This is a genomic window from Bacillus seohaeanensis (assembly GCF_042684945.1).
GTDB lineage: Bacteria > Bacillota > Bacilli > Bacillales > Bacillaceae_B > Rossellomorea > Rossellomorea seohaeanensis.
In genome coordinates this window covers 48108-74088 of record NZ_JBHUMF010000035.1, presented here as the reverse complement: position 1 = coordinate 74088, position 25981 = coordinate 48108, and the positions used below count along the sequence as shown (strand labels likewise).

Annotated in this window: 21 protein-coding genes; 14 read left to right on the top strand and 7 right to left on the bottom strand. The window is 39.1% G+C overall.

Annotation, left to right across the window (positions count from 1 at the left end):
• Window positions 1-292: 292 nt before the first annotated feature.
• The 7 genes from ACFSUL_RS20755 to ACFSUL_RS20725 all read right to left on the bottom strand — a co-directional run bounded on the left by ACFSUL_RS20755 (window position 293) and on the right by ACFSUL_RS20725 (window position 9222).
• The gene (locus ACFSUL_RS20755; RefSeq protein WP_377938219.1) at window positions 293-2434 is read right to left on the bottom strand and encodes an ATP-dependent Clp protease ATP-binding subunit; all 2142 of its coding nucleotides are present in this window, start codon (window positions 2432-2434) and stop codon (window positions 293-295) included.
• A gap of 324 nt (window positions 2435-2758) precedes the next feature.
• The gene (locus ACFSUL_RS20750) at window positions 2759-3205 is read right to left on the bottom strand and encodes an NUDIX hydrolase (protein ID WP_377938217.1); all 447 of its coding nucleotides are present in this window, start codon (window positions 3203-3205) and stop codon (window positions 2759-2761) included.
• Between the two features lie 202 nt (window positions 3206-3407).
• On the bottom strand, window positions 3408-3569 hold the full coding sequence (locus tag ACFSUL_RS20745) for a hypothetical protein (protein WP_377938215.1): 162 nt from the start codon (window positions 3567-3569) through the stop codon (window positions 3408-3410).
• Between the two features lie 222 nt (window positions 3570-3791).
• A complete protein-coding gene (locus ACFSUL_RS20740; protein WP_377938213.1) occupies window positions 3792-4145 on the bottom strand; it encodes a DUF488 domain-containing protein in 354 nt (117 codons plus the stop codon).
• Between the two features lie 177 nt (window positions 4146-4322).
• Complete coding sequence (locus ACFSUL_RS20735; protein ID WP_377938211.1) at window positions 4323-5516, bottom strand: M20 family metallopeptidase; 1194 nt, start codon at window positions 5514-5516, stop codon at window positions 4323-4325.
• Window positions 5517-6331: 815 nt separating this feature from the next.
• Window positions 6332-7750, bottom strand: a complete 1419-nt coding sequence (locus tag ACFSUL_RS20730) for an NAD-dependent succinate-semialdehyde dehydrogenase (RefSeq protein ID WP_377938209.1) — start codon at window positions 7748-7750, stop codon at window positions 6332-6334.
• A 323-nt stretch (window positions 7751-8073) separates the two neighbouring features.
• Window positions 8074-9222, bottom strand: coding sequence for an iron-containing alcohol dehydrogenase (locus ACFSUL_RS20725; protein ID WP_377938207.1), 1149 nt, complete (start codon window positions 9220-9222; stop codon window positions 8074-8076).
• A gap of 362 nt (window positions 9223-9584) precedes the next feature.
• Here ACFSUL_RS20725 and ACFSUL_RS20720 point away from each other — a divergent pair, with 362 nt between their 5' ends.
• The 14 genes from ACFSUL_RS20720 (at window position 9585) to ACFSUL_RS20655 (ending at window position 25970) form a co-directional block, all read left to right on the top strand.
• Window positions 9585-11171 carry a sensor histidine kinase gene (locus tag ACFSUL_RS20720; protein WP_377938205.1) on the top strand — a complete coding sequence of 529 codons (1587 nt, stop codon included), beginning with the start codon at window positions 9585-9587 and terminating at the stop codon, window positions 11169-11171.
• Between the two features lie 16 nt (window positions 11172-11187).
• Window positions 11188-11874: a response regulator gene (locus tag ACFSUL_RS20715; RefSeq protein WP_377938203.1), complete on the top strand. Its 687-nt coding sequence runs from the start codon at window positions 11188-11190 to the stop codon at window positions 11872-11874.
• Window positions 11875-12173: 299 nt separating this feature from the next.
• Entirely contained in the window at window positions 12174-13151 is a 978-nt protein-coding gene (locus tag ACFSUL_RS20710) for a tripartite tricarboxylate transporter substrate binding protein (protein ID WP_377938201.1), read from the top strand.
• 131 nt (window positions 13152-13282) lie between these two features.
• A complete protein-coding gene (locus tag ACFSUL_RS20705; RefSeq protein WP_377938199.1) occupies window positions 13283-13732 on the top strand; it encodes a tripartite tricarboxylate transporter TctB family protein in 450 nt (149 codons plus the stop codon).
• A 30-nt stretch (window positions 13733-13762) separates the two neighbouring features.
• Window positions 13763-15259, top strand: a complete 1497-nt coding sequence (locus ACFSUL_RS20700) for a tripartite tricarboxylate transporter permease (protein WP_377938346.1) — start codon at window positions 13763-13765, stop codon at window positions 15257-15259.
• Between the two features lie 20 nt (window positions 15260-15279).
• A complete protein-coding gene (gene tcuA / locus ACFSUL_RS20695; RefSeq protein ID WP_377938197.1) occupies window positions 15280-16797 on the top strand; it encodes an FAD-dependent tricarballylate dehydrogenase TcuA in 1518 nt (505 codons plus the stop codon).
• 153 nt (window positions 16798-16950) lie between these two features.
• Complete coding sequence (locus ACFSUL_RS20690) at window positions 16951-18315, top strand: SLC13 family permease (protein ID WP_377938195.1); 1365 nt, start codon at window positions 16951-16953, stop codon at window positions 18313-18315.
• 265 nt (window positions 18316-18580) lie between these two features.
• Window positions 18581-18748, top strand: a complete 168-nt coding sequence (locus ACFSUL_RS20685) for a hypothetical protein (RefSeq protein ID WP_377938193.1) — start codon at window positions 18581-18583, stop codon at window positions 18746-18748.
• Window positions 18729-19985: a hypothetical protein gene (locus ACFSUL_RS20680; RefSeq protein WP_377938191.1), complete on the top strand. Its 1257-nt coding sequence runs from the start codon at window positions 18729-18731 to the stop codon at window positions 19983-19985. The genes ACFSUL_RS20685 and ACFSUL_RS20680 overlap by 20 nt, the downstream gene beginning before the upstream one ends.
• Window positions 19986-20253: 268 nt before the next feature.
• On the top strand, window positions 20254-20745 hold the full coding sequence (locus tag ACFSUL_RS20675; protein WP_377938189.1) for a zinc ribbon domain-containing protein: 492 nt from the start codon (window positions 20254-20256) through the stop codon (window positions 20743-20745).
• 12 nt (window positions 20746-20757) lie between these two features.
• A complete protein-coding gene (locus tag ACFSUL_RS20670; protein ID WP_377938187.1) occupies window positions 20758-22389 on the top strand; it encodes a zinc ribbon domain-containing protein in 1632 nt (543 codons plus the stop codon).
• Between the two features lie 14 nt (window positions 22390-22403).
• Complete coding sequence (locus ACFSUL_RS20665) at window positions 22404-23834, top strand: zinc ribbon domain-containing protein (RefSeq protein WP_377938185.1); 1431 nt, start codon at window positions 22404-22406, stop codon at window positions 23832-23834.
• Between the two features lie 305 nt (window positions 23835-24139).
• Window positions 24140-24703: a glycerol-3-phosphate responsive antiterminator gene (locus ACFSUL_RS20660; protein ID WP_377938183.1), complete on the top strand. Its 564-nt coding sequence runs from the start codon at window positions 24140-24142 to the stop codon at window positions 24701-24703.
• Between the two features lie 436 nt (window positions 24704-25139).
• Window positions 25140-25970 (top strand): MIP/aquaporin family protein, encoded by an 831-nt coding sequence (locus ACFSUL_RS20655; RefSeq protein ID WP_377938181.1) that lies wholly within the window; start codon window positions 25140-25142, stop codon window positions 25968-25970.
• Window positions 25971-25981: the final 11 nt, after the last annotated feature.

The window sequence follows — 25981 nt, the reverse complement described above, 5'->3', positions numbered from 1 at the left end:
GCTAAAGAAAAGGAGTACTACAAACAAAGGAAAGCGAATTTACTTTGTCTGTAGTATTCTTTTTGGTGTCTAGTACTCAGTACGGTGTTGGATGAAAGTGGAAAGTTGTAGGCATCTAGTGAGGAAACGATCCAGGAAAAGGATAAATGAGCGGAGACGAGTCATAAACGATTCAGAGTCTCAAAAAACAATCCCGCATAGAAGAATCAATTCAGAAACGGGGAGAACAGGAACAACCCACTAGTATACAAAAAATGGCCCCTGCACAAAACAGGGACCATTTTAATATTATCTATCTCACTACAATCTCTTCCTCTACTACATCAATCACTACTTCTGTAACTTCATCCTTTTCCAACAATACATCCGCAATCTTATCTTCCACTTGCTCTTGAATAACGCGGCGTAATGGACGGGCGCCGAATGCTGGATGATAACCTAGTTCGACTAGTTTTTCTTTTGCAGCTTGTTCGACTTTTACAGTGATGTTTTGTTCATCTAATTGTTTTTGTAAGTCGTTCAACATAATGTCTAGGATTTGTAGCATTTCTTCTTTTTCTAGTGATTCAAATTCAATGATGCTATCAAAACGGTTCAAGAACTCTGGTTTAAAGTAAGCACCAAGTGATTGGAGGATATTTGTTTCTTTGATTGCATCCGTTCCACCTGTATCGAATCCTACTACAGCTGGTTTTTTATCTGTCACTCCAGCGTTACTTGTCATAATAATAATTGTTTCTTTAAAGCTTACCGTTCTACCTTGACTGTCTGTTAAGCGACCATCTTCTAGGATCTGTAAGAACATATGCTGAACATCAGGATGTGCTTTTTCAATTTCATCCAATAATAGGATGCAATAAGGATTGCGTCTTACTTTTTCCGTTAATTGTCCAGATTCTTCATGCCCCACATATCCAGGAGGAGAGCCGATAAGTTTAGACACGGAATGTTTCTCCATGTATTCACTCATATCTAATCGAAGCATGGCATCTTTCGAACCAAATAATTCTTCTGCTAGTGTTTTTGTTAATTCTGTTTTACCGACACCAGTTGGTCCGACAAATAGGAAGGTACCAATTGGACGTTGCTTTGCTTTTAATCCTGCACGGCTACGACGAATGGCCTTTGCCACCTTTTTCACGGCTTCTTCTTGACCAATTACTTTTTCGGACAGGTTAGCTTCTAGGTCTTTCATTCGTTTACGATCATCCGTTTGTAACTTTCCAACAGGAATACCTGTTTTTGTTTCGATGATTCGTTGAATAAGGTCTTTGTCGACGATTGCTTTTGTATCTGCTGAACCTTCTTGTAGTTGTTTTTCAAGTTCTACTTCTTGATCACGAAGTTTTGCTGCTAACTCATAGTTTTCCTCTGTCGTTGCAGCTGCCTTTGCCTCTTGGATTTCCGTTAGTTTTTTCTGAATAGTAGAAGCTTCTTTTCCTTCTGATAAAAGATTCATTTTTGAACCTGCTTCATCTAAAAGGTCGATTGCTTTATCAGGCAAGAAGCGGTCTTGAATATAACGGTGAGACAATGTTACACAGGCTTCTAATGCTTCGTCTGTGAACTGAATGCCATGATACTCTTCGTACTTCGCTTTTAGGCCTTGTAAAATTTCTAACGCCTGATCAGCTGTTGGCTCGTTGACCATTACAGGCTGGAAGCGTCTTTCTAATGCAGCATCTTTTTCGATTTGACGATACTCTTTTAATGTTGTTGCACCAATTACTTGTAATTCTCCGCGTGCCAGTGCAGGTTTTAAAATATTCCCTGCATCCATGGAACCTTCTGCTGATCCAGCACCGACAAGTTGGTGAATTTCATCAATAAACAACATCACATTTTTACGGTTTTGCAGTTCGCTGATGATTGCTTTCAATCGTTCCTCGAATGAACCTCTGACACCAGTACCAGCAGTAAGTGAAGCAACATCCATTACATAAACTTCTTTGTTTAGCAATTTAGATGGAACGTCTCCGGCAACAATTTTACGTGCCAAACCTTCTGCAATCGCTGTTTTACCAACACCAGGCTCCCCAATTAGAACGGGATTGTTTTTGTTGCGTCTATTTAAAATTTCAATAACACGATCGACCTCTTTATCTCTGCCAATAACAGGGTCAATTAATCCTGCCTTTGCAGCGTTTGTAACGTTACGCCCAAACTGATCTAGGATTCCGTTACCGCCGCCATTCGCCTCTTGCGCTTGAGGGCCAGCTTGCTGATGATTGGCAGCAAAAGAATATCCGTGATTACCAGGCATGCTCATTCCCTTGAATAGCTCATCAAATGGAAAGCCATTTAACCCGGAAGGCATTTTTGCTTGTTGTTTTTGAAAACAAGACGAACACATACGTAATGTGGATTTTTTATGATTAACTTGTGTGTATACTTCAATACTTGCTTGATTTTGTTGACATACTTGACATTGCATCGATAACAAACCTCCTAATAAGTTAAGTGGTTTACTGGTCAAATTGACTTTGACTATATTTGACCTTATGACCATATTATAGTCTGACCTTTTTTGACTTTCAAGAGTTTTGCTTGTGGGAAAATTTGGTTTATATACAATTCTTAGATTGTGTTGAATTAGGTTTATCGAATGAAAAGGAGTAATTTTTCTTAACGAAAAGAGAGGATAGAAAAGGGTCAAAATATGAGGGGGATTCTTTAAAACTTATCAAAATAGTTCATAAATAAAAAAGTAACTTTCTTCATAGAGGAAGCGGAAAGGGAGAGAAGCAAGGTGAGATTACTATTTTACAATTGGAGATTGCACTCCTGCTAGCCAATCTAATATAAAGGGTGCTTGATGTTGATTTAAATTTTCAGGGATCTCACTTTTAGAAAGGAAGCATAATTTTTTACTTTCTTCATTTGAACGTAAAGTGCCTTTAAAGTCTTTAACATGGAAAATAATCTGGATGCTATAAACTTTGTCCCCATTAGCATATTGAGCAAAACCATTTTCTCCAGAATATATTCCGAACAGCTTTATATTAGTTATTGATAGGTTGGTTTCTTCCAAAACTTCTCTTTTCACAGCTTCTTCAAACGTTTCTCCTAATTCCATAATTCCACCAGGTATTCCCCATATGTCAAAATCAGTTCTTTTTTGTAAAAGAATTCTTCCCGAGAAATCTTCTATTATAGCTCCACACCCGACCGTTAAAAGGGTTTCCTGACCAATCATTTTTCTCATTGTCTTTATATAATCATTCACTGTATAGACCCCAATTCTGTTTTTTTCTTTATTTAAACATGGATTGGTAAATCTGTCATTTTTTATATAAAATGATGTTCCTTTAAAGGTAAATAGAGAGAAGTTTAGTGTGGCTAATCTGAGAGAGTATTCCGATGGTTTTCGTATTATTAAAAAAGCACTACCACGAAAACGTGTAGTGCTAATAAATATCTATTTTCCCGTTCCCATTGCAAAATTCACAAGGAATAAAAGCATCTTCCCAACCATTGCCACAACACTCTGTACACACTATTTCATCATCTTTTATAGAGGCACTGTTGGCTATTGCTGGTGCTATCATTGAAATCAGTTTTTTAAACAATTCCATCACTCCCTTTGTTATTTTGTGGGGAGTGATGCTGTTTTATACAGTATATTTCCTGTGGAGACCTAGCATAATACGACAAATACAGTATGTAATCGTGTTTACAAATTGGAAATAGGTAATAAATTTCCACGGAAATAGTCGAAGATTGTTAATGAAAGAAGATTCTATAGTTAGGTTAGTGTAAAAGGGGGCAAGTGCTAGTATTCAACAGAATTCTTATGTTAACAGCTCTTTAATCACCCTAGCATGATTATGTTCCTCATCTTTTGCCCCGTACAAGAGAACAAGATTCCCTTGCTTGGCATAATCCTTTAACTTCTGAAGAGCGTGTGCCTTTTGTTCCTCATTATCTAATTCTTTTTTATATTCTTCTTTAAAAAGCTCAAATTTTTCCGGATCATGATGGAACCATTTTCTAAGCTCTGGACTTGGAGCAACATCTCGTAACCATTCATCAAGATTCGCGTCTTCTTTAGAGATTCCTCTTGGCCAAACTCGATCAACAAGAATTCGTTTTTCATTGTGTTCACGATTAGTAGAATGGTAAATTCGCTTGATTTGCACATTCATTCGTAAGTCCTCCGTGAGTTGTGACTTGTTGGTGTTTCAGGTAGTATTTTTCCACACTCTTAGCGACGTATCAACCTAAAGTTAAAGGTCCGTCCCTCACTGCTTTAATGTGATAAAAAATAAAGAGAGCCTCCTGTTGGGCTCTCCTTTGATTTGATGTAATAGTTGAATTTCTGTTTAGCGTATTACCGTTTCTGACTCAGCTTCTAAGTACGCAAATGCTGCAGAGAGAAGTGTTTTTGCTGCGTTTAGCATCGCTCTTTCATCGATATCAAATTTCGGATGGTGATGCGGATAAATGGCATTTCTTTCTGGGTTGCCTGCTCCAGTGAAGAAAAACGTACCAGGTACTTTTTGTAAGTAGTAGGCGAAGTCTTCACCGCCCATCATCGGTTCAATTTCATAAACGGCATCTTCTCCAACTACTTCTTTTGCACAAGCAGCAGCGATGTCTGTTTCCTTCGCATGGTTGACAACCGCAGGGTATCCTTTTGCGTAGTCAAATTCGTATGTTGCTCCATATCCAGAACAAAGCGACTGAAGATAATTTTTCATTTCTTTTATAATAAAATCCTGAACTTCTGTATCAAAGGTCCTAACTGTCCCGACGATGGTCGCCGAATCAGCGATAACATTGAAGGCATCACCTGCGTGGAAGGACCCAACCGTTACGACAGCAGGCGTAAGTGGATTAACACGACGACTGACAATCTGTTGTAGCCACTGAACATAAGTTGTTCCAAGAGCAATCGAATCGACCGTTTCATGAGGAGAAGCACCGTGTCCACCTTGTCCTTGGAGTTTTATTGTGAATCGATCGGCTGCTGCCATTACTGGACCTGTTCGTACACCAATTTCTCCAACTGGGATTGGTGCCCACAAGTGAGTACCAAAGATAGCGTCGACTCCATCCAAACAACCATCTTCAATCATTGGCTTTGCACCGCCCGGAGCCAACTCTTCAGCAAATTGATGGATCAACACCACTTTTCCTTTTAAAAGATGTTTATTTTCCTGAAGGACTTTTGCTACGACTAAAAGGGTTGCGGTGTGAGCGTCATGTCCGCATGCATGCATGACACCAGGTACCTTAGAGCGATACGGGACATCTTTTCCATCTTGAATAGGAAGTGCATCAAAATCCGCTCGCAAAGCAACTGTTTTCCCTGGCAAGTCCCCTTGGATTGTCCCAACTACACCTCGACCACCGACACCAGTTCTTACGTCAATCCCTAAATCAGTTAAATATTCAGCGATCTTTTCCGGTGTGTGTACCTCTTGGAAAGATAACTCTGGGTTTTCATGAAAGTGGCGTCTCAAAGAAATCATTTCTTCATAATGGCTTTCTAGCTTATTAAATAATGCGTTCAAATGTATTCACTCCTTTAATAAAAGTATAATAATTCTGATAACTAATTACTATAGTAATCGCTTATAAAATGGAGAGGAATATTTTAAGAGTAGGTTGTTTGTATAAAAAATATTTTTAAGCATCGTAAAATCATTTAGGATAACAAAAATGAATTGACTCTATATTACCTTTTTGTCACTAAACTAGCTTTTTTTAGTAGATGGTGGCTTGTTTTCAGCCACCGTGTGAGTTTTTCGTAGAGGTTGTTTTTTTAAAACGGAAAACTAAGTTTACCCCACTGAGTTGATTAGAGCGGAGGGGACTTGATTCCTGCGGAGAAGAGGAAAGTGGGAGACCACACAGGCTCCCATTCCTCACAGCGGAAAGCAAGTGCCCGTAGCGGAAATCACTGGGCTGAATTTATAAGTGAAAACAACAATCTCTGAGAAAAGAGGTTTATCTACAAAGGCAAGTAGGCCAGCATTTTTGGGATTATTTGTCTGTTTGTCTAGTAAACAACTAAATTTGTCCAGTAATCCCTTGCAATTGTCCACTAAAATAAAAAAGTGTCCAGTAAACCTGTTAAAGTGTCTAGAAAGTGAAAAAAGTTGTCCGATAAAATGAAGTAGTGGGGTTTTCACCATTCATTCGTCTTGTTTTTCCATCCGATTAGTAGAAGCAAATACAGTTAATGATGAAGTATTAGTTAAATATCAAAATAGCAAATGTAAAATGAATAAAACGCTAAGATTAAAAAATAACCCTAGCGTTTTTAAAAAGTATATTTAGTTAGAACCGCTACCAACTCTTAAAAAGCACTCATCACGCTCCATAATCACAACCCAACCGAAATATATTTAACTTCCAAATACTCTTCAATACCATGATGACCACCTTCACGCCCTAAGCCACTTTGCTTAAATCCGCCAAATGGTGCTTGTGGAGTAGATGGCATTCCGTCGTTCAACCCAACAATGCCGTATTCTAATTGTTCGCTAACGCGGATTCCTTTCGTGATATTTTCGGTGAACACGTATGCCGCTAAGCCATAGATGGAGTTGTTGGCACGAGTGACGGCTTCGTCCTCGGATGTAAAAGTAGTAATTGGTGCTACTGGTCCGAATGTTTCTTCTTGCATACAAAGCATATCGTCGTTGACATTTGTTAATACAGTAGGCTCGAAGAATAGCCCCTCACGAGCGTTACCCCCGGATACAACTTTTGCACCAGCACTCACCGCATCTTCTACATGTTTTTTTACCTTAGTTACAGCAGCTTCATCAATTAACGGTCCAATTTCGACCCCTTCTTCTAGACCGTTTCCAACCTTTAACTCCTTCACTTTTGCTGCGAATTTTTCCGTGAATTCTTTCTCAATGGATTCATGGACATAGATACGATTGGAACAAACGCATGTTTGACCAGCGTTTCGGAATTTTGCAGCCATGACACCGTCAACTGCTTTATCGATATTACAATCATCCATCACAATAACAGGTGCATGACCGCCAAGCTCTAGTGACACCTTTTTCACTGTTTCTGCGGAACCGCGCATAAGGAGCCTTCCTACTTCTGTAGAGCCTGTAAATGTTAGTTTTCGAACACGCGTGTCCTCCAACCATGTTTCCCCGATTTCTTTTGCATCTCCAGTGACAACGTTGACGACACCCTTTGGAATACCTGCCTTTTCGGCGAGTTGAGCGAGTTTTATTGCGGTTAATGGTGTCTGCTCGGCAGGTTTAATCACTACCGTACAACCTGTTGCAAGTGCTGGAGCCACTTTACGGGTAATCATTGCTGCAGGGAAGTTCCATGGTGTAATTACGGCAACAACACCAACTGGTTGTTTTTGCACAAACAATCTTTTATTACGTTGCGTTGCAGGGATTGTTTCCCCGTAGACTCGTTTGCCTTCTTCTGCGTACCAGGAGATAAACCCATTTGCATAATTGACTTCTCCGAGTGCTTCCTTAAAAGGTTTTCCTTGCTCGCGTGTCATCGTGCGGGCTAAGTTTTCTTTATTTTCATTTATTAGACTATGCCATTTAGTAAGGAGCTCGCTTCTTTCGTAAGCAGAGTATTGAGACCATTCACGGAACGCTTCATGTGCGGCATGGACGGCTGACTCCGCTTCCTTTTTACCGCCGTTCGGGACAGTTGCAATTCCTTCATTTGTTGCCGGATTTACTACTTCAATTGTAGAGAGTTCACTTCCAATTTCTTCTCCGTTAATCATCATTTGATAGTTTTCCATGTTTCTCCTCCTTGTTTCATTGTAGCGGGTACTATTTGTGCCAGGCACAGAAGTGTGTGCTTGTTCCTGGCACAGAAGCTTGTATTTGTGCCAGGCACAGAAGCCTGTGTTTGTGCCAGGAACAGAAGTGTGTATTTGTTCCAGGCACAGAAGCCTGTGTTTGTACCAGGCACAGAAGCCTGTGTTTGTACCAGGTACAGAAGTGTGTGCTTGTTCCTGGCACAAAAGCTTGTATTTGTACCAGGAACAAAACAAAAAGCGACCATTTTTATCCTTTACCCAAGCCTTTTGTAAAAATTGTATCATTTTTCAATGAAAGAAACTTAATAAGCGGATTGATAAATTTGTTCTATTTCGGCCTTTTTCAATTGACGTGGATTATTTTTTAACAATCGCTCGATTTTACTAGCGTCCTCTGCCATATCAGCAATTGCAGTTTCTGGAATATTAAACGAACGTAAGCCAGAAGGAATATTGACCATTTCACCTAGTCGTTTCATCGCAAAAACCGCTTTGTCAGCTGCTTCTGAAACAGACAAGGAGCGAACATTCTCCCCAAGGGCAACAGCGATATCACGGAATCGTTCCATGCACGCAATTTTATTCCACTCCATTACATAAGGAAGCAATAAGGCATTACTGACACCATGTGGAATATGATAGCGACCGCCAAGGGGGTAAGCTAATGCATGTACAGCTCCAACTCCAGCATTTCCAAACGCCATTCCTGCCATTAAACTAGCAGTTGCCATATTTTCACGAGCTTCAATATTTAAAGGATTAGCATAAGCTTTTGGTAAATTATCAGCAATCATTTTAATTGCGTGGATTGCTAAGGCATCTGTAATGGGAGACGCATGTACAGAAATATATGCTTCAATGGCATGTACAAGGGCATCGATACCGCTTGCTGCTGTGACAGAAGGTGGCATTGTTAGTGTCATTTCAGGAGCAACAATCGCAACGTCTGGTAATATATAGTCGCTTACAATTCCTTTTTTTAGTTGTGCTTCTGTATCAGATAAAATAGAAATATTCGTCACTTCCGAACCGGTACCAGCTGTTGTAGGAAGAGCGATAATTGGTGCCCCTTTTTGCGGAACAAGCTCCGTTCCAATCAGCTCGTTTAACTCCCCATCAAACGATGCGTAAGCGGAAACACTTTTAGCGATATCGATTGCACTTCCACCACCAATCGCGATCAATCCATCATGTTTTCCTTCATTAAATACGTTTGTGCATTCTTCAACGATTGAAAGTGCCGGATCAGGCTTTACTCCTTTAAAAACACCAAAAGGAACCCCCTCCAATAAGTCTGCTATTTGATCGACTACCCCAATTTTTTGAAGAATATCATCTGTAACAAGCAAAGGATTAGTGATCTGCAGTCGTTTAATCTCAACGGGCAACACTTCCGTTGCCCCTTTCCCTGTTATTAATTTATTGGCTATTTTAAAAGTAGAAACTGTCATGTGAAATTCCCCCAATTTATTTACTAGATTACTAGCAAATTTTATGCCAGCTTTCAGAAAACTATGCGTGCCGCCTTTGATAGGAAAATTTATTAGGAAGTTTGATTATTTTCTTAATCAAAAAGGGAGATTTGATTAAAAAATGAATCACTGTTCCCACTTATTATGTTTTTGGGCGATCAAGAGGTCCGTCCCTCGTTGATTTAACGCATTAATGTGATAATAGGATAGGCTTTGCTTAGTTTGAAATAGTTTTAAGACGGTGCTGTATTGTTTTCGAATCTACGAAAGACCCATACTCCTTTTACGGACAAAATGATATATTTATATAATAGAATATTCAGTAAAAATGGGAGATTTATATGAAACGATTGCTAATGGTTCCTCTTCAAGTAAAAATATTGGGGCTTGTTATTTCGCTTTTACTTATGGTGATTGGTTTATTAACGTGGATGTTTGCTTATATGGAGTCGAGAGAGGATGTAGAGCAAGCGGAGGAGCTTGCGTTGCAGACAGCGAAGACGCTTTCGTATATGCCTGTGATTCAGGATTCCTTTCGAAAACAGGAACCAGAAGACAGTTTAAGTGCGGTCGCGGAGCAAATACGAGGGCAGGTGGATGCTTCTGCGATTCTTCTCGAGAATAGAGAAGGGCAGATATACAGCTATGTTGGTCAAGGGGGCATAGATGGTGATAGGAAAGAGCGTTCCCGGGTACTGTTGTATGGCAGTAATGACATTATTCATGAAGGAGAAGGCGACAACGAGGTTTTAAAGGGAATTGTTCCTGTTATGGTTCGATACGATAATTACGAAAAGGTAGAGGGTACGGTAACAATAGAATTTAATATGGCAGAAATACGTAAGAATATTGCCTCCGAAATTCAAACGATGCTTATTCTTTCTTGTATTGTTCTTTTCCTCGGTATTTTAGGAAGTGTTTTTCTTGCTCGAAGTATAAGGAAGGACACATTTGGATTAGAACCTTACCAAATTGGTGCTCTATTTAGAGAGAGAAATGCGATTCTCCAGTCGGTAAAAGAAGGAATTGTCGCAATTGACGAGCAGGGAACGATTACAATGATAAATCAATCGGCACGGGAATTGCTCGATGTAAAAGAAAATGTTGAGGGAAAAACGGTGAAAGAAGTCATCTCGTCACCCGCTATGCTAGATGTTCTTTATTCGCGAATTAAAGGAAATAATGTAGAGCTTCAATACAAAGAAAAAACGATGATAGTAAACTCTCAGCCTATTATGGAGAATGATAAAAAAGTAGGAACAGTATCCAGTTTCCGTGATAGGACAGAGGTAAAAAAAATGGTCGATGCCCTTTCCGAAGTAAAACAATATTCTCAAGACCTGCGTGCTCAAACGCATGAATTTAAAAATAAACTTTATGTTCTTCTCGGTCTCATTCAGCTCGGTAAACAAAAGGAAGCAATCGATTTAATTAAAGAAGAGTCAGAGATACAAGAACACCATATGAATATTTTCTTCCATAGTCTACTAGATGAAAAGGTCCAAGCTATTTTACTAGGGAAACTAGCAAAAGCCTCAGAAAAGAAAATTAATTTTGAAATAGATGGAGAGAGTTCTTTGGCTCCACTTCCAGCACATATTGGCTTTTCCCCGCTTATTGTTGTGTTAGGAAACCTAATTGATAACGCATTCGAAGCGGTAGCGGATAATGATGAGAAATCCGTTTCTTTTTTCGTAACGGATATTGGAAACGATATCATTTTTGAAATAGCGGATAGTGGAAGTGGTATTTCAAATGAAAATGCAAATGTGATTTTTCAGAAAGGGGTCTCCTCAAAAGGCGAGAATCGGGGCTATGGTCTTGCGAATGTAAAAGAAGAAGTAGATCTTCTTGGAGGTTCTATCGAATGGAGTTCAAGTGAGGATAGCGGAACTGTTTTCACTGTATTTTTACCGAAAAAGGAATAGAAGGGAGAATAGTAAAATGCTAAACGTTGTAATTGCAGAAGATGATTTTAGAGTAGCTCAAATACACGAGGAATTTTTAGCAAAAAACAAGAAAATGAAGTTAGTCGGCAAAGCAGTTAACGCAACAGAAACAATAGAGATACTGAATTCACAAAAAGTGGATCTACTTTTACTAGACGTATACATGCCTGACAAACTTGGAACAGAGCTACTGCACAATATTAGGGCAGAGCATCCTAACGTGGACATCATCATGATTACTGCTGCTAAGGAAAAAGCCTTCTTAGAAAAAGCATTAAGATACGGCATTGAACACTACTTAATCAAGCCAGTTACGCTGGAAAAATTTCAAGAAACAATGAACAACTACGTGCGAAAGAAAATGACGCTGGAGTCGTTATCAGAGGTTGACCAGCAAGTATTGGATAGTCTTTTTAGCGGACAAAAGACAAAAGAAGCCGAAAAGAGAAACAACCTTCCGCCTGGAATTGACTATTTAACCCTTAACAAAGTGACGAGTATTTTACGAGATGAAAAGGAAGGGATCACCTCGGAAAAAGCCGGTGAAAAAATGGGTGCATCAAGGACAACAGCCAGAAGATATCTCGAATATCTTGTTGGAACGAAGGTTGCGACAGTAGAGCATGTGTATGGAATTGTTGGGCGACCGGAGAGGCGGTATCGATTAATTGATGGGGAATGAGAGTGATTAGTGATATTTAGGTAGGAAATGGTAGTTCTATAGAGTCCAACACTGTAGCACTTAGGGGTCAGGCACGAAAATACTATTCTGTGCCTGACCCCTAAGTGCCACTCATTTGATAATTAAAAACATTCTGAACAAAATGAACAAAATACCCATAAGTTTTTTAAAACACAATATTTTGAAAACGTTTACATAAATAAAGCTAGCCACTAAGATAAAATTAACGTATTTCACCCTAATTCAATAGGGGGATGGAATTAGGTAAATACAAACAGAATAAAAGGGGTGTAGATTTTATGAAAAGGTTAGGAATACTGTTCCTTGTTGGTGTCATAGCACTAATGACTGCTTGTTCGAATTCTGCTTCAGGTGGGAAAGACTTTCCATCAAAGAATATTGAAATTATTGCTCCCGCATCTCCTGGTGGAGGATGGGATTTGACGGCTCGTTCTGTGCAAAAGGTTTTAAGGGACAACGATATTGTAGATAAAAACATTAACGTAATTAATAAGCCAGGTGGCGGTGGTGAAGTAGGATGGAAATATCTTGAGACGAAGGATTCTCATTATCTTGCTATCAACTCGAGTCTCGTATTAACAAATAATTTGCTTGGTCAAAGCGATTTGACTCATGATGATTTCACTCCAATCGCAACGCTTGCGACGGAATGGCAAGCATTAGCAGTTCCGATTGATTCGGAGTATGACTCAGCTTCTGCGTTGCTGGATCAAATGAAGAAGGATCCGAAGTCTGTCAAAATCGGCGTTGGCCCAGGGCTTGGAAACGATGACCATTTATCATTAGTTCAAGCGGCAAGTGAAAAGGGAATTGACCCTACTAAAATGGATTTTCTTGTGTATGAAGGCGGCGGCGATGTTGTAACGGCTCTGCTTGGTGGACATGTTGATGCAGTAACTACTTCTCTATCAGAAGTGAAGGAGCAACATTTAGCAGGTAAACTAAAAATTCTTGCTGTTTCATCTGAAAAGAGATTAAAAGGTTTGGATGATGTTCCTACTTGGACGGAAGAAGGCGTGGACATGGTATTCCCACACTGGAGAGGAATCATGGGACCTCCTGATATGTCAGAAGAGGAAATTGCTTACTGGGATGAAAAAATCGGAGAAATGGTGAAAACCGATGCATGGAAGAAAATGCTTGAAAATAATGATTGGGATGAATTTTACAAAGATAGCAAAGAAACAAAGGCTTTCATGAAAGAACAGGCCGATTTATACGAAGAGTTAGTAAATAACTCAGGATTAGTGGAGTAAAAAGAAAAGCGGAAGCGGCTTGGTCAGCCCCAGGCACAGCATAAGACAAGCATCCCAGAAAGGTGGTTTTTGCCTTTATGGGGTGATGGTATTGGCTAGCCGCTGAAACTAGAAAAAGGAGGAAGGAGCCAATGAAGGTAATAAAATTAGGAATGCCTATCTTTTTGATTCTATTAAGCTGCTCCTTTTTAATAGCATCTATCAACCTACCAAAGGCAAACTTAGGGAACCCTAATGGACCACTTTATTTTCCAATAGGGTTAAGCATACTAATGTTGATATTTAGCGTCGTTTATTTGTTTCAAGAATGGAGAAAATTAAACGAACATAATGAAAGTATTAAACTCTTGCTAGAAGGACGGACACCGAAATTAATAGGGTTAACTGTATTGTATGGGGCCATTTACGCTTTCATTTTTGAACCTATTGGTTTCCTTTTCTCTACTGTTTTATTTTTAGGAGCCCTATTGTTTACTGTCAATGGTAGAAAGAAAGTGGTTGTCAATTTGGCGGTGGCAGTTGGTTTTTCCTTCTTGTCTTGGTATGCATTCAGCGTTTTACTAGGAGTCAGTCTACCTTAGGAGGTGATCTAATTGGATATAAATAATTTTATGGAAGGTTTGATGACCGCTCTAGAACCAATAAATATAATGTGGGTCGTTATTGGAGGTTTCCTTGGTACGATTGTCGGAATGCTTCCAGGTCTGGGACCAGCTACAGCGGTTGCGGTCCTCATTCCGATTACGTTCGGTATGGAACCGACAAGTGCCATCATTTTAATGGCTGCCATTTATTATGGAGCAATGTACGGTGGGTCAAGAAGCTCGATTCTTTTGAATACGCCAGGAGATGGATCAGCAATTGCTGCTACATTTGATGGTTATCCAATGGCACAGAAAGGGCAAGCTGGCCAGGCAATGGCGATATCGGCTGTCGCTTCCTTTATCGGGGGAATTATGGCGGTTATCGGTTTTATTTTCCTCGCAGAGCCATTAGCAAGTTTCGCCTTGAAATTTGGTCCTGCTGAATACTTTTTATTAATGCTTCTTACACTTTCTGCGATTGTATCTCTTTCAGTTGGAAAAATGGTTAAAGGGTTCATCGCAATGTTTCTTGGTCTTATGTTAAGTACAGTAGGGATTGATACGCAAAGCGGTGTGTACCGTTTTACATTCGGAAGTGCACATCTGAGTGAAGGAATTGATTTCCTTATTGTCATTATTGGTGTGTATGCAATTGGAGAAGTGCTTTTTAACTATCTAACTATTGATAAATTGAAAAAAGAGAAAAAGAAAGTCGGCAAGATTTGGTTTACGAAGGATCAGTGGAAAAGGTCAATGTGGCCAATTATACGGAACGGTCCAATTGGTTTTATTATCGGCGTACTGCCTGGTGCTGGTGGTTCAATTGCCTCAATGATCAGTTATTCTACAGAAAAACAGATTTCGAAAAAGCCTGAGGAATTTGGAAAGGGTGCAGTCGAAGGGTTGGCAGCTCCAGAGTCTTCAAATAATGCGGCCTCTGTTGGTGCGTTAATTCCACTCCTAACAATGGGTATTCCAGGGTCTGGTACTACAGCGGTAATGCTGGGGGCACTTGTTATGCTTGGTATGAAGCCAGGTCCATTGCTTTTTGAAAATGATCCGAATACGGTATGGACATTGATTAATAGCATGTTTATTGGAAATATAGCTTTGGTTATTATTAATATTTTGCTTGTTGGTCTTTTGGTGAGAATTCTTGATACACCGGCAAAAGTATTATATCCGATTATTGTTTTGCTGGCGTTTATCGGAACATATACGCTAAGTTACAGTGCAATAGACTTCTTTTTACTTTTGTTATTCGGAATATTCGGTCTATTTTTAAAGACTTTAGACTTCCCAATTGCTCCACTAGTGCTTGCACTAATCGTTGGAGCTGATATGGAGCAAAACTTCCGAATGGCTGTATTGTCCTCGGATGGAAGTCTTGACATATTCTTTGCTACACCAATCGCTATCGGTTTAACGATTTTAACACTGCTTTCTCTCTTTTATCCATTGATTATTAAACTAATAAAAAAGAGAGGAACAAATCCAAATAATCCGATATCAAAAGATTTATAAAGACTGAAGGAGGAAATAGTATGTCTACTAAACAATCATATGATTTAGTTGTTGTTGGAGCGGGGAATGCTGCTCTCTGTGCTGCAATTTCAGCAAGGGAAGAGGGAGCAAAAGTACTCGTGCTCGAAAAAGGTCCAGAACATAAGCGCGGTGGAAACTCCTTTTTCACTGATGGGGCGATCCGCGTTGCCTATCATAATTTGAAGGACATTCGTAAAGTGATGCCGGAACTTTCCGATGAAGAGGCAGCTAACATTGTGATGCCTGAGTACAATGAAGACGATTATTATGAAGATATTATGCGAGTAACAGAAGGAAAAAGTAATCCAGACCTTGCAAGACAATTAGTAGATCGTTCTTTTGAAACGCTTGTTTGGATGAAAGGTCATGGGGTGAAGTTCGAACTAAATTCTGATAATCAGTCTTTTGTAAAAGAAGATGGGAAACGTCAATTTTGGGGTGGTCTTCCGGTTAAAACGGAAAACAAAGGTGTTGGCTTGATGAAGCAGTTGTTCTCTCGTGCTAAAGAGCTTGGCATTGATGTTTGGTATGAATCAGCTGCAGTTGAGCTTGTAAAAGAGGATGAGCGAATTACTGGCGTTGTTGTTCAGCAGGAGGAAACGAACGTAACGGTAAATACAGCTGGTGTTATCTTGGCTTGTGGAAGCTTTGAAGCGAACAAACAGCTGCGTAGTCAACACATTGGAGAGGAATGGGAAGCAGCGATTGTCCGTGGAACAGAGTATAACACAGGGGACGGAATTTCGATGGCACTTGCAGTTGGTGCGGAGAAATTTGGTGAGTGGTCTGGCTGCCATTCTATTGGAACCGATTATAATGCACCAAAAGTCGGCGATTTCACAAAGCCAGGCGATATTTTTAAAAAGCACTCCTACCCACTTAGCGTTATGTTAAATAACCAAGGGAAACGCTTTGTAGATGAGGGAGCAGACTTCCGTAACTACACGTATGCAAAATACGGTAGAGAAATTTTAAAACAGCCTGATCATGTTGCTTATCAAATCTATGACGCGCAGGTTCGTTCACTGCTTCGCAAAGAATATGATTTAGAAGAGGCAACCTATTACAAAGCGGATACATTGGAAGAGCTAGTGGAATTGTTGCCGGTAAACAAGACGGAGTTTTTAAAAACGATTGAAGAATACAATGCAGCTGTTCAAGATGGGGAATACAATCCAACGGAAAAAGACGGGAAGGGAACAGTAGGTGTTACACCTGCAAAAACAAACTGGGCACTTCGAATAGAAAAAGGTCCGTTTTATGCATTTCCAGTTACATGTGGAATTACCTTCTCGTTTGGAGGCCTGCATGTGAATTCGGCAGGAGAAGTATTAGATAAAGAAGAAAAACCATTGTCCGGACTGTTTGCCGCTGGTGAGATGATTGGTGGAATTTTCTATCACAACTACCCAGGAGGATCTGGCTTGATGTCTGGAGCTGTATACGGAAAATTAGCAGGCTCTACTGCTGCACGCTATGTGCTTGGCAATAAGAAGGATACAAAGGTTACCCACTAATCTCTTAGCTTTGGTTGTGCCAGGAACAATTCCTGCTAATTGTTCCTGGCACAGAATAAAACAACTTTCGGGATAGAAGGGGGAACTAGAAAAAGTCACCTATTAAGCGGTGGCTTTTTCTAATGATTTTTACAGGGAAGAGGAGCAAAAGGAATGAATAAAAAACAACTATTACTAGGTGTTTCTCTAGTATTATATTTATTGTTCTTTTTACCCATTTTTGATTGGGATATGAAGTGGAAGGCAGTCGTTGCACTAGTTATTATTCAAATATTATGGATTGGAAAAGTGTTTCCGCTTGCGTTTAGTTCACTTTTATTTGTGTTGCTTCTGTCCTTTCACTTTTTTAGTTATGAAGAATCGTTAAGTTATTTTAGTTCTGGCATTGTTTGGCTACTATTTTCTACTTTTATTATTTCAAAAGCTTTTATTGATACAGGTCTTGCCAGTAGGGTGTCTCTTTCGATGCTAAAGCTTTCTAGTGGATCTGGAAAAGCATTGATTCTCATCTCTTTCTTGTTAATGTTTGTGCTTTCGGTGTTAGTGCCATCTAATGTTGGGAAAGCAAGCCTTGTTTCTTCTGTATTGGATAGCTTGGTAAGAAGTTTAAAGAAAATAGGAGAAGTCCGTCAGTTGGCAAAGTCATTATTTATTGGAATTGCTTATTTGGCGGCAATATCAGGCGCTTTTGTTGCGACAGGGGCAAGTTCAACGATTTACACGTTTGGAATATTTTCTGACATTTCACCAGACATAAACTATTTGAAATGGTTTCTCCTTTTTGGAATTCCAGTTTTTTTGTTTATTATCATCCTTTGGGTTATCTTTTTGGTGAAATTTCCACCAGAAACAGTTGATCGAAACCTTCTTTTAAATCTAATTGAGGAAAAAATAAAGGAATTAGGGCGGGTAAGTGCTAGAGAAAAGAAAGTGATGGCAATTATCGGATTGACTTTATTGCTATGGATGACGCAAAGTTGGCATGGATATTCGATACCACAAATAGGTTTGCTTGGTGCTTGCATGACAGTGCTTCCGTTTGTCGGGGTATGGAATTGGGAGCAAGCAAGAAAATCGATTGACTGGGATATGATCCTGTTTTTTGCGTCTACTTTGATGGTATCTGGAATGCTAATTAAAACGGAAACAATTGACTGGATGGCTGGTAGTTTAAATAGTCTCCTTGCAGGACATTCACCATGGATGGTTGTGCTTATTCTTGTACTATGCACCAGCATTCTGCGGATCGTATTTGTTAACATACTTGGATTTTTGACAATCATGCTGCCACTCGCAGTGACAATTGGTGAGAACATGCCTGGTGTGTCTCCAATGTATATTGCGATGCCTGTATTTTTGGCAGGTGTTCCGGGATTTTTCCTCGTAACGCAATCTCCTGTCCACTTGATTAGTTATACCTATGGCTACTTTACAGATAAAGACTTGTTTCGAGTGGGAAGTGTTGCTTCGTTGGTTTGGATAGGGATTATTTTATGTTCAGTGTTTTTTTATTGGTAAGTTGTAGAAATCTATTTTAAAGGTCTATTTCAAAGGTCTATTTCAAAGGTCCGTCCCCAAGCATGTTAACGCATCACCGCGATGGGGGACGGACCTTTTGTGCATAATTTCACTAAAGGTCCGTCCCTCATTACGGTGATGCGTTAAGGTGTATTGATGGTTTACCACTGGTGTTCTTCCTTTTTAAAAGGCCTATTAATTATTTGATAAGGTATTCCGTTATAATTAAACGAGTAATAGAGTTTGATGGAAAGGCGTTGCTGTGATGGCTAGTTGTCCAAGGTGTGGAGCACTACTAATAGAGGATGCCTGGGAAGAGAGTATGGTTTTAGAAGATTCTATTACGATTGATGTTTTTGAGGCATTTATTTGTAGTCAGCACTGTGGTTATTATGAGCGGCTGGAGGAAGAGGATGAGAGTGGAACAGATTAGCATTTTTGAAAGTTTAATAGATATGTATGAAAGAAGTGAGCATTATTCTAAAGTACCGCTAGAAGATTTTACGACAGAGCTACTTGCTGGCGTATTACGGTCGAATCAAGCGTGGCTGGATGCTTTTGTCTCTAAAGTTTTAACATTGGAGGGGGGAGAGTGGAGGGTTACAACGCAAAAATACTACCCACTCTCTAATCATTTTAATTGTATCGTCGATATGGTTTTTTACAATAAAGACAGTATTGCGTTTGTAGAGAATAAAGTCGATTCCACCCTACATACAGAACAGCTAGAGCGATATGAAACTGTTCTTCTTCAGTTTTTGGAAGATGATGTTTTTCAGAATGTTTCCCTTCATTACTGTACGAAAAGACGGGAAGAGGTTACGACTCCTTTTGAAGTGAAATTTAATTTATTCCGCTGGAGGGACGTTTACCAGTTTTTCCTTCCGTTTAGAGAAGATTCGTTAGTGGATGCGTTTTTACTATTTTTAGAGAGGAAGAGATTGATGAAGATTAGTGAGTTGGAAGGAGAGGATCTTCAGGTTCTAGGGAAAATATCCAGTACGATGAGCAAATTAGAGGAAATAATAGAGCTGGTGCAAATAGAGATGGGGAAACGTTTTGGAAAGCCGAAAGTAGAACAAATGATAAAGGAACTGACAGTACATGACCGGTACATTGCAAAAATTTCTCCAGCTTTTGCAGACAATTATAGTGATATTGCAGTCGGAATTACATTTGGGGATAATGCCCCAGCTTTACTAGTCCAAGTTTGGTGTAATAGAAAAAATACAAAAGCCGAAGTATTCTTTAGAAAATTGGCAAGTCACCCCCAGTTTTTTGACCAGTTTTATGAAAAATCTAGTGGTTGGAGAGCGAGATTTCTGTATCCACTTAAAAATATAATGGGGGAAAATGACCAATGGATATTTTTAGAGCAATGGTTTCAGCATCATTTGAATCTACTGGAAACTTTCATCTTAGAAACAGAAGAGCTAGAGTGGAATATCCCAATAGCAAGAGAAATTATCGCACATGAAGGAGGAGACCGTTTTCTTCTTAAACTAGGAAGCGGACGTGGACAAATTATGGACCTTCGTAACAAAGTGATTCACCCAGCTATGAACCTAGATTCACTAATTAAGTTTGGATATTGGGAGGAAAACTTTGAGCAACACGCACTTCCCAACATAAACGATGTAAACCTTAAGCAAATTAAAGAATATTTTTAATGCGTTAAAGCGATAAGGGACGGACCTTTTGTGCATAATTTCACTAAAGGTCCGTCCCTCACTACTTTAAGGTACTAAAGGTAATTTGTTTTGGCCCCCATAGAAATGGAGGATAATTACCTCTGCAATAGGGGTTTCACTTTCCCATAATTCCTTATTCCCCTACGCTTTTGGAAGTAATTACATATGTAAAAATATGTAGAATACTAGTAGGTGATGTGGTAAATTTATAGGAGAATTTAGTATTAGGTAAAAAGGAGGAGTTACGATGAGTGATATACAAACGAAGATTGGCGGAGGTCTGAATAAATTACAGGGATCTCTACAGCAAGGAAAACAAAAGTTACAAACAGTTCAAGAAATTAGTCAGTATCGAAAAGTAATCCAAGAAAATGGGGAGAAACGTGCTTCTATCATTTTAGCGTTAGGGGAAGCAGCGTTTAAAAAAATGAGAGCTGGTGAACTACAGGACGTTGAATTGCATGAGTTGACGCAGAAGGTTTTGCAGTTTGATCAAGAGATTTTTAAAGCTCAAAAGGCAGTAGAGAAGCTTGCACGACAAGCAAAACAGGAAAATGGTTGCCCTTCTTGCGGTGCTACTGTTACAGAAAATGATAAATTCTGTGGTTCTTGTGGGCAAAAGGTAGAAGCTGTTCATGAACTTGTTGATGAAGAAACAGAGCAATGCCGTGTGTGCGAAGAGGAAATTCCAGTTTCGTCAAAGTATTGCATATGCTGTGGAACTCAGCAGGTTGGTTAGGGGGTAAAATAATTGTATTGTAAAGTGTGTGGAATAGAAAATCCAACAACAGCTAATTACTGTAAACATGATGGTGTAGCATTACAGAGTGCAACCACAAATTTCAGTCTGCAAAAAAATAAAACAGTCTACTGTTCAGGGTGTGGCGAAACAGTAGCGGAATCACAGAACTACTGCCATACATGCGGAAATACCAACTTAAAGTTTGAAAATCGTAAAGTAATAGATATCGCTCAATCAAAAGAGTCTATCGCTATTCAGAAACCATCTTTTTCTAGCATGTTCGATTTGGGTATGGTGAAAAAAGCAATACTCCCAGTGGTTAGTGCTCTCCTCATTTTATTTCTTTTATCTCTTTCGATTATTAGTTCAACAGAAATATATTATCAAGAATTACTAGGCGAAGATGTAACAGATATGGATATTAATTTCCTTATGGAGCAAATAGAGAGCGAAACAGGTACAGACTTACCAGAAATAGATAAGTTAATTGGGGTCACCGATCTTATGCTACTTTCTCATTTAATTGACCCAACATTTAAGCTAGACATCAACGGGGAAATGTTTGGGGAAAGAGGAGAAATGACAGGTGACATTGGAGTTAATAATGGGATTGTTATGTACCTCCTTATTCCATTTATTGCTTTGTTTATCGCTGGTTGCATTGCAGGATTTAGAAACAAAGAAGCTTCAATAGGTAACCGAGTTCAACAAGCATTTCTTATTGCTATTTTCTATTCTATTTTATTAAGTGTTTTATCCTTGTTCATTGGTTTTAACTACAAGCTAAATTTAGATGAAGCAGATGTCGTAATGAATATTCATTTATCGAACAACTATTCTTTCTTCGCAACATTGTTTGTGTCCTTTATTTTAGCTTTCTTATTCTCGGGACTAGGACTATTATTTGCACGTAATTTTAAACAAACGACAGGTGTGTTACATCAGGAGTACGCATTTGGAGAAGCAATCCACCAAAGTATTTGGACGTTTGTTCGTGGTATAGGTGTATTCTTTGTTATTTCTATTGCGATTATTGGTTCTAAAGTAAATGAATTTAAAGCGCAAATTTTACCAGAGGTTATTGGAACACCACTTGAAGAAATATTGGATAAAAGTTATTTACTCGTGACAACGCTGAGTGCTCAGTTGAGTGTGTTAGTTTGGAATGTTGTCCACTTATCGCCTTTGAAACTTGTTGTAGCAGAAGGTGTTGGCGCTGGTGAAGAAGAAGCATCCATGAGTTACGGATTATTTTCTGGTTTAAGTGCAAAAGGAGAAGCAAACACGGATTTATTTTTTGCTCAAATGTTTTTAAAAGAGGCGAATATTGACCTTTATTTGAAACTAGCTATTATTCTACCGATTCTCCTATTTTTATGGGCAGGTTATAGAATAGCAGCTAAGAGCTACAATTTGCTTAATAGTATTGCAGTATTCAGTATTTTATATGCGGTATTGATGACGGGGCTTGCTTCATTATCATCATTAGGTGTTGACGTTAGTATGAACGCTTTCGGAGATACAGAAGGATTTAATGCAGGGATAGGTTTTTCCGCGTTTGGTGTATTTATTAGAAGTTTACTATTTGCAGCTATATTCTCTTATATAGGCTCTTGGTTGCATAAATGGAAATCTAATTAGGGGGAGGTTCGTTTATGGCTTTTTGTAATAATTGTGGTAACAAACTTGGTACAAACCAAACATTTTGTTCGGCATGTGGAGAAAAACATGAGGGTGCTAGTTTAGTAACGGAAAAAACTAGGACCGGGCAAAGCAGTGGTTTCTTTTCTAAAAAAGTAAAAATAGGCTTAGCGGCAGTTGTTATGCTTGCAATCGGACTGTTTGTCGCCCATCAAATTTTGTCTCATCGATATGCTCCTGAAAATGTCGTTGCAAATTTTGAAGAAGCTGTTACAGATGGAGATGAAAAGGCTCTTTTGGACTTGCTTCATCCTTCAACAAAATCGCTTGAATTAGATGAGGAATCGGTGGCTGGATTTATTTCTTATTTGGAAAAAGAGAGCGATGTTGATGAATTAGTAAAGGACCTTTATGAGCAGACGGTAAGAATGGAGGGCTATAAGAAAACAGAAGCCCTTACTGATCAGAGCGGAAATGAAATTTTAACGTTAAAAAGAGGAGAAAAGAAATTTGGACTTTATCCTCAATATGAAATAGAGGTCATCCCTTTTAAAGTAGAGATGACGTCTAATTTAGAAAATGTTGAGTTGACATTTCACGGTAAGAAAAAGAAAGTGAAATCTCCTGACGAATACGTTGATTTTGGTGAATTCCTTCCAGGAACTAGCAAAGTAAAGGCTGTATATAAAGGAGAATATGCAACACTAAAAGATGAATTTGAAATTCCTTTTTCAGAAGTGGCCTCAGATAATCTAGTACGTTTTCAAGCTGACCTTGAAGGAGACTATGTTTCTATTTATAGTAATGAGTATGAGGCGACTCTTTTCGTTAATGGAAAAAGTACGGGGAAAACGATAGATGAAATCGATGAGTTTGGTCCAATTGATACAAACGGAAAAGTTGTGCTCCATGCAGAGTATAAAACGGAAAAGGGAAAAATTAAAACAGAGGAAATAGAAGTTTCTAATCAAGGAGCAATCGATCTTAACTTTAAAGAAGAAGAATTATATTGGGAAGATTCGGCGCTAATAGCACAAGAAACTTTAGGTGATGGTGAGCTAGAAGCGGATATGGAAGAAATGATAGAAGCGTTTATGAAAAATTATGTACAACATTCTGTTCAATCCATCAATGAAAGAGACTTTGACATCGTTTCTCCATTCATTGATCCAGCAGGACCTTCCTATGAGGAAACAAGGAACTACCTTGACTACCTTGAGTCAGAAGGAATAACAGAAGAAACAACAGGCATTACTATCAGAGGAATTGAACAGCAAGAGCACGGCATTTCGGTAAAAACCGAAGAGTCTTATAATATCTACTACAATGATGGAACTGGCAAGGCGAAAACATTCCATTCAGAGCACTTCTTAACACAAGAAGGAAATGAGCTGAAACTACATTCGCTTGTAAAAACAGAAGAAATCTATTCGAGAGAGATATAAGCGTTAGTGCAATAAGTTCGGAGGTCCGTCCCCGGATTCTTTAAAGCGATAAAGTAAAGAGAACTCTACCTATTCTAGGATAAGTAGGGTTCTTTTTTAGAGGTCCGTCCCCAAGCATATTAACGCATCACTGCAATGAGGGACGGACCTTTTGTGCATACTTTCACTAGAGGTCCGTCCCCAAGCATATTAACGCATCACTGCAATGAGGGACGGACCTTTTGTGCATACTTTCACTAGAGGTCCGTCCCTCGCAGCATTAATAAATATCTCGTGTTATTATGTATATATTAGGAGTGAGATATATGATGGAACTTAAAGGAGTTTTACCTGCAGTAAGAAGTATGAAGGACTTTGATAAAATTTTAGAGAGTTCACAGGAACATATTATCCTGTTAGAAACTAGATTATCGCAAATAGACAGTATGGTGAAATATGCGAAACAAAGGAATAAAAAGGTATTAGTTCATGTCGATTTGATTCAAGGGTTAAAGGCGGACGAGTATGGAATTGAGTACCTTATTAGAGTCGCAAAGGTTGATGGGCTTATCTCCACAAGAAATAATGTTATCTCTTACGCCAAAAAGAAAAATGTTACCTCGATTCAACGCTTATTTGCTTTGGACAGCCATGCATTAGAACATAATATAAAAATTATTAATACAATGAGACCAGACTATATCGAAATCCTTCCTGGAGTCGTACCTGGTTTAATTCAAGAAGTTTACGAAAAAACAGGCATTCCCGTTATCGCTGGAGGGCTAATTCGTAATAAAGAAGATGTTCAAAGTGCTTTTGAAAATGGAGCACAGGCTATTACTACTTCGCAGGTTGAGCTATGGGATTTTACTACCGCTAAAACTAAATAGTAGCAAGGTGTCCGTTAGTAATAAAACATGCTAGCGGACATCATTATGAAAAAACATATTGACAACGCTTTCAAGTTAGAGTAACTTAGAGTTAACAAGTTAACAGGAACTGTGTAGGAGATTTGGAGACCCACACTGTCAAATGGTACTTTTCATGAATGGGAAAAGTATATCGTTTGTTGTGTGGGTTTTTTGTTGTCTTTTTTAGGTGGGAGAAGTGCATATATGGCTGTGCCAGGAACAAATCCCTGGATTTGTTCCTAGCACAGAAAACGCAAAATGTTCCTGGCACAGAAAACGCAAAATGTTCCTGGCACAGAAAACGTAAAATGTTCCAGGCACAGAAAACGTAAAATGTTCCAGGCACAAACAACAGCACAAACAACAACTAGTTCTTGTTAACGTCGATAGTAATACAATTTAAGGGGGAGAGGAAATGTCTGAGTTTATAGCAGAAGTGGTTGGTACGATGATTTTGATTATTTTTGGTGGAGGAGTAGTCGGTGGTGTTGTTTTAAAGAAAACAAAAGCAGAAGGTGCTGGATGGGTTCTTATTACGATTGCATGGGGCCTCGCCGTTACGATGGGAGTTTACGCGGTAGGAAGTGTGTCGGGGGCACATCTGAATCCAGCTGTTACACTTGGGTTTGCCTCTGTTGGTGAGTTTCCATGGAGCAAAGTTCCGCTGTATATCTCTGCTCAAGTTATTGGAGCATTTATCGGTGGCGTTATTGTCTTTTTACAATACCTTCCTCACTGGAGGGAAACAGAGGATCAAGGTGCCAAACTCGCAGTATTTGCGACGGATCCTGCTGTCAGAAGTCCTCTTTCCAACCTAGTAAGTGAAATGATTGGAACATTCGTTTTAGTTATGGGATTATTATTTATCGGTGCAAATCAGTTTACAGAAGGATTAAATCCTGCCATTGTAGGATTATTAATTATTGCAATTGGTATGTCGCTTGGGGGAACAACGGGTTATGCAATTAATCCAGCCCGCGACCTTGGACCAAGAATTGCCCATGCAGTATTACCGATTATAGGAAAAGGAAATTCAGATTGGGGATATGCTTGGATACCGATTGTAGGTCCAGCCTTGGGCGGGATTTATGGAGCGTTATTTTACAAAGCAGTCTTTACGAATGAATTTTCGATCCCATTTTGGATTGTAAGCGCAATCGTGGTAATTATTTTCATTACTGCAACAAAAATAGAATTGAAAAAAGCAAAAATGCCTGTTACAAATCAATTAAAACAAGCTCAATAAGGGGGAGCCAT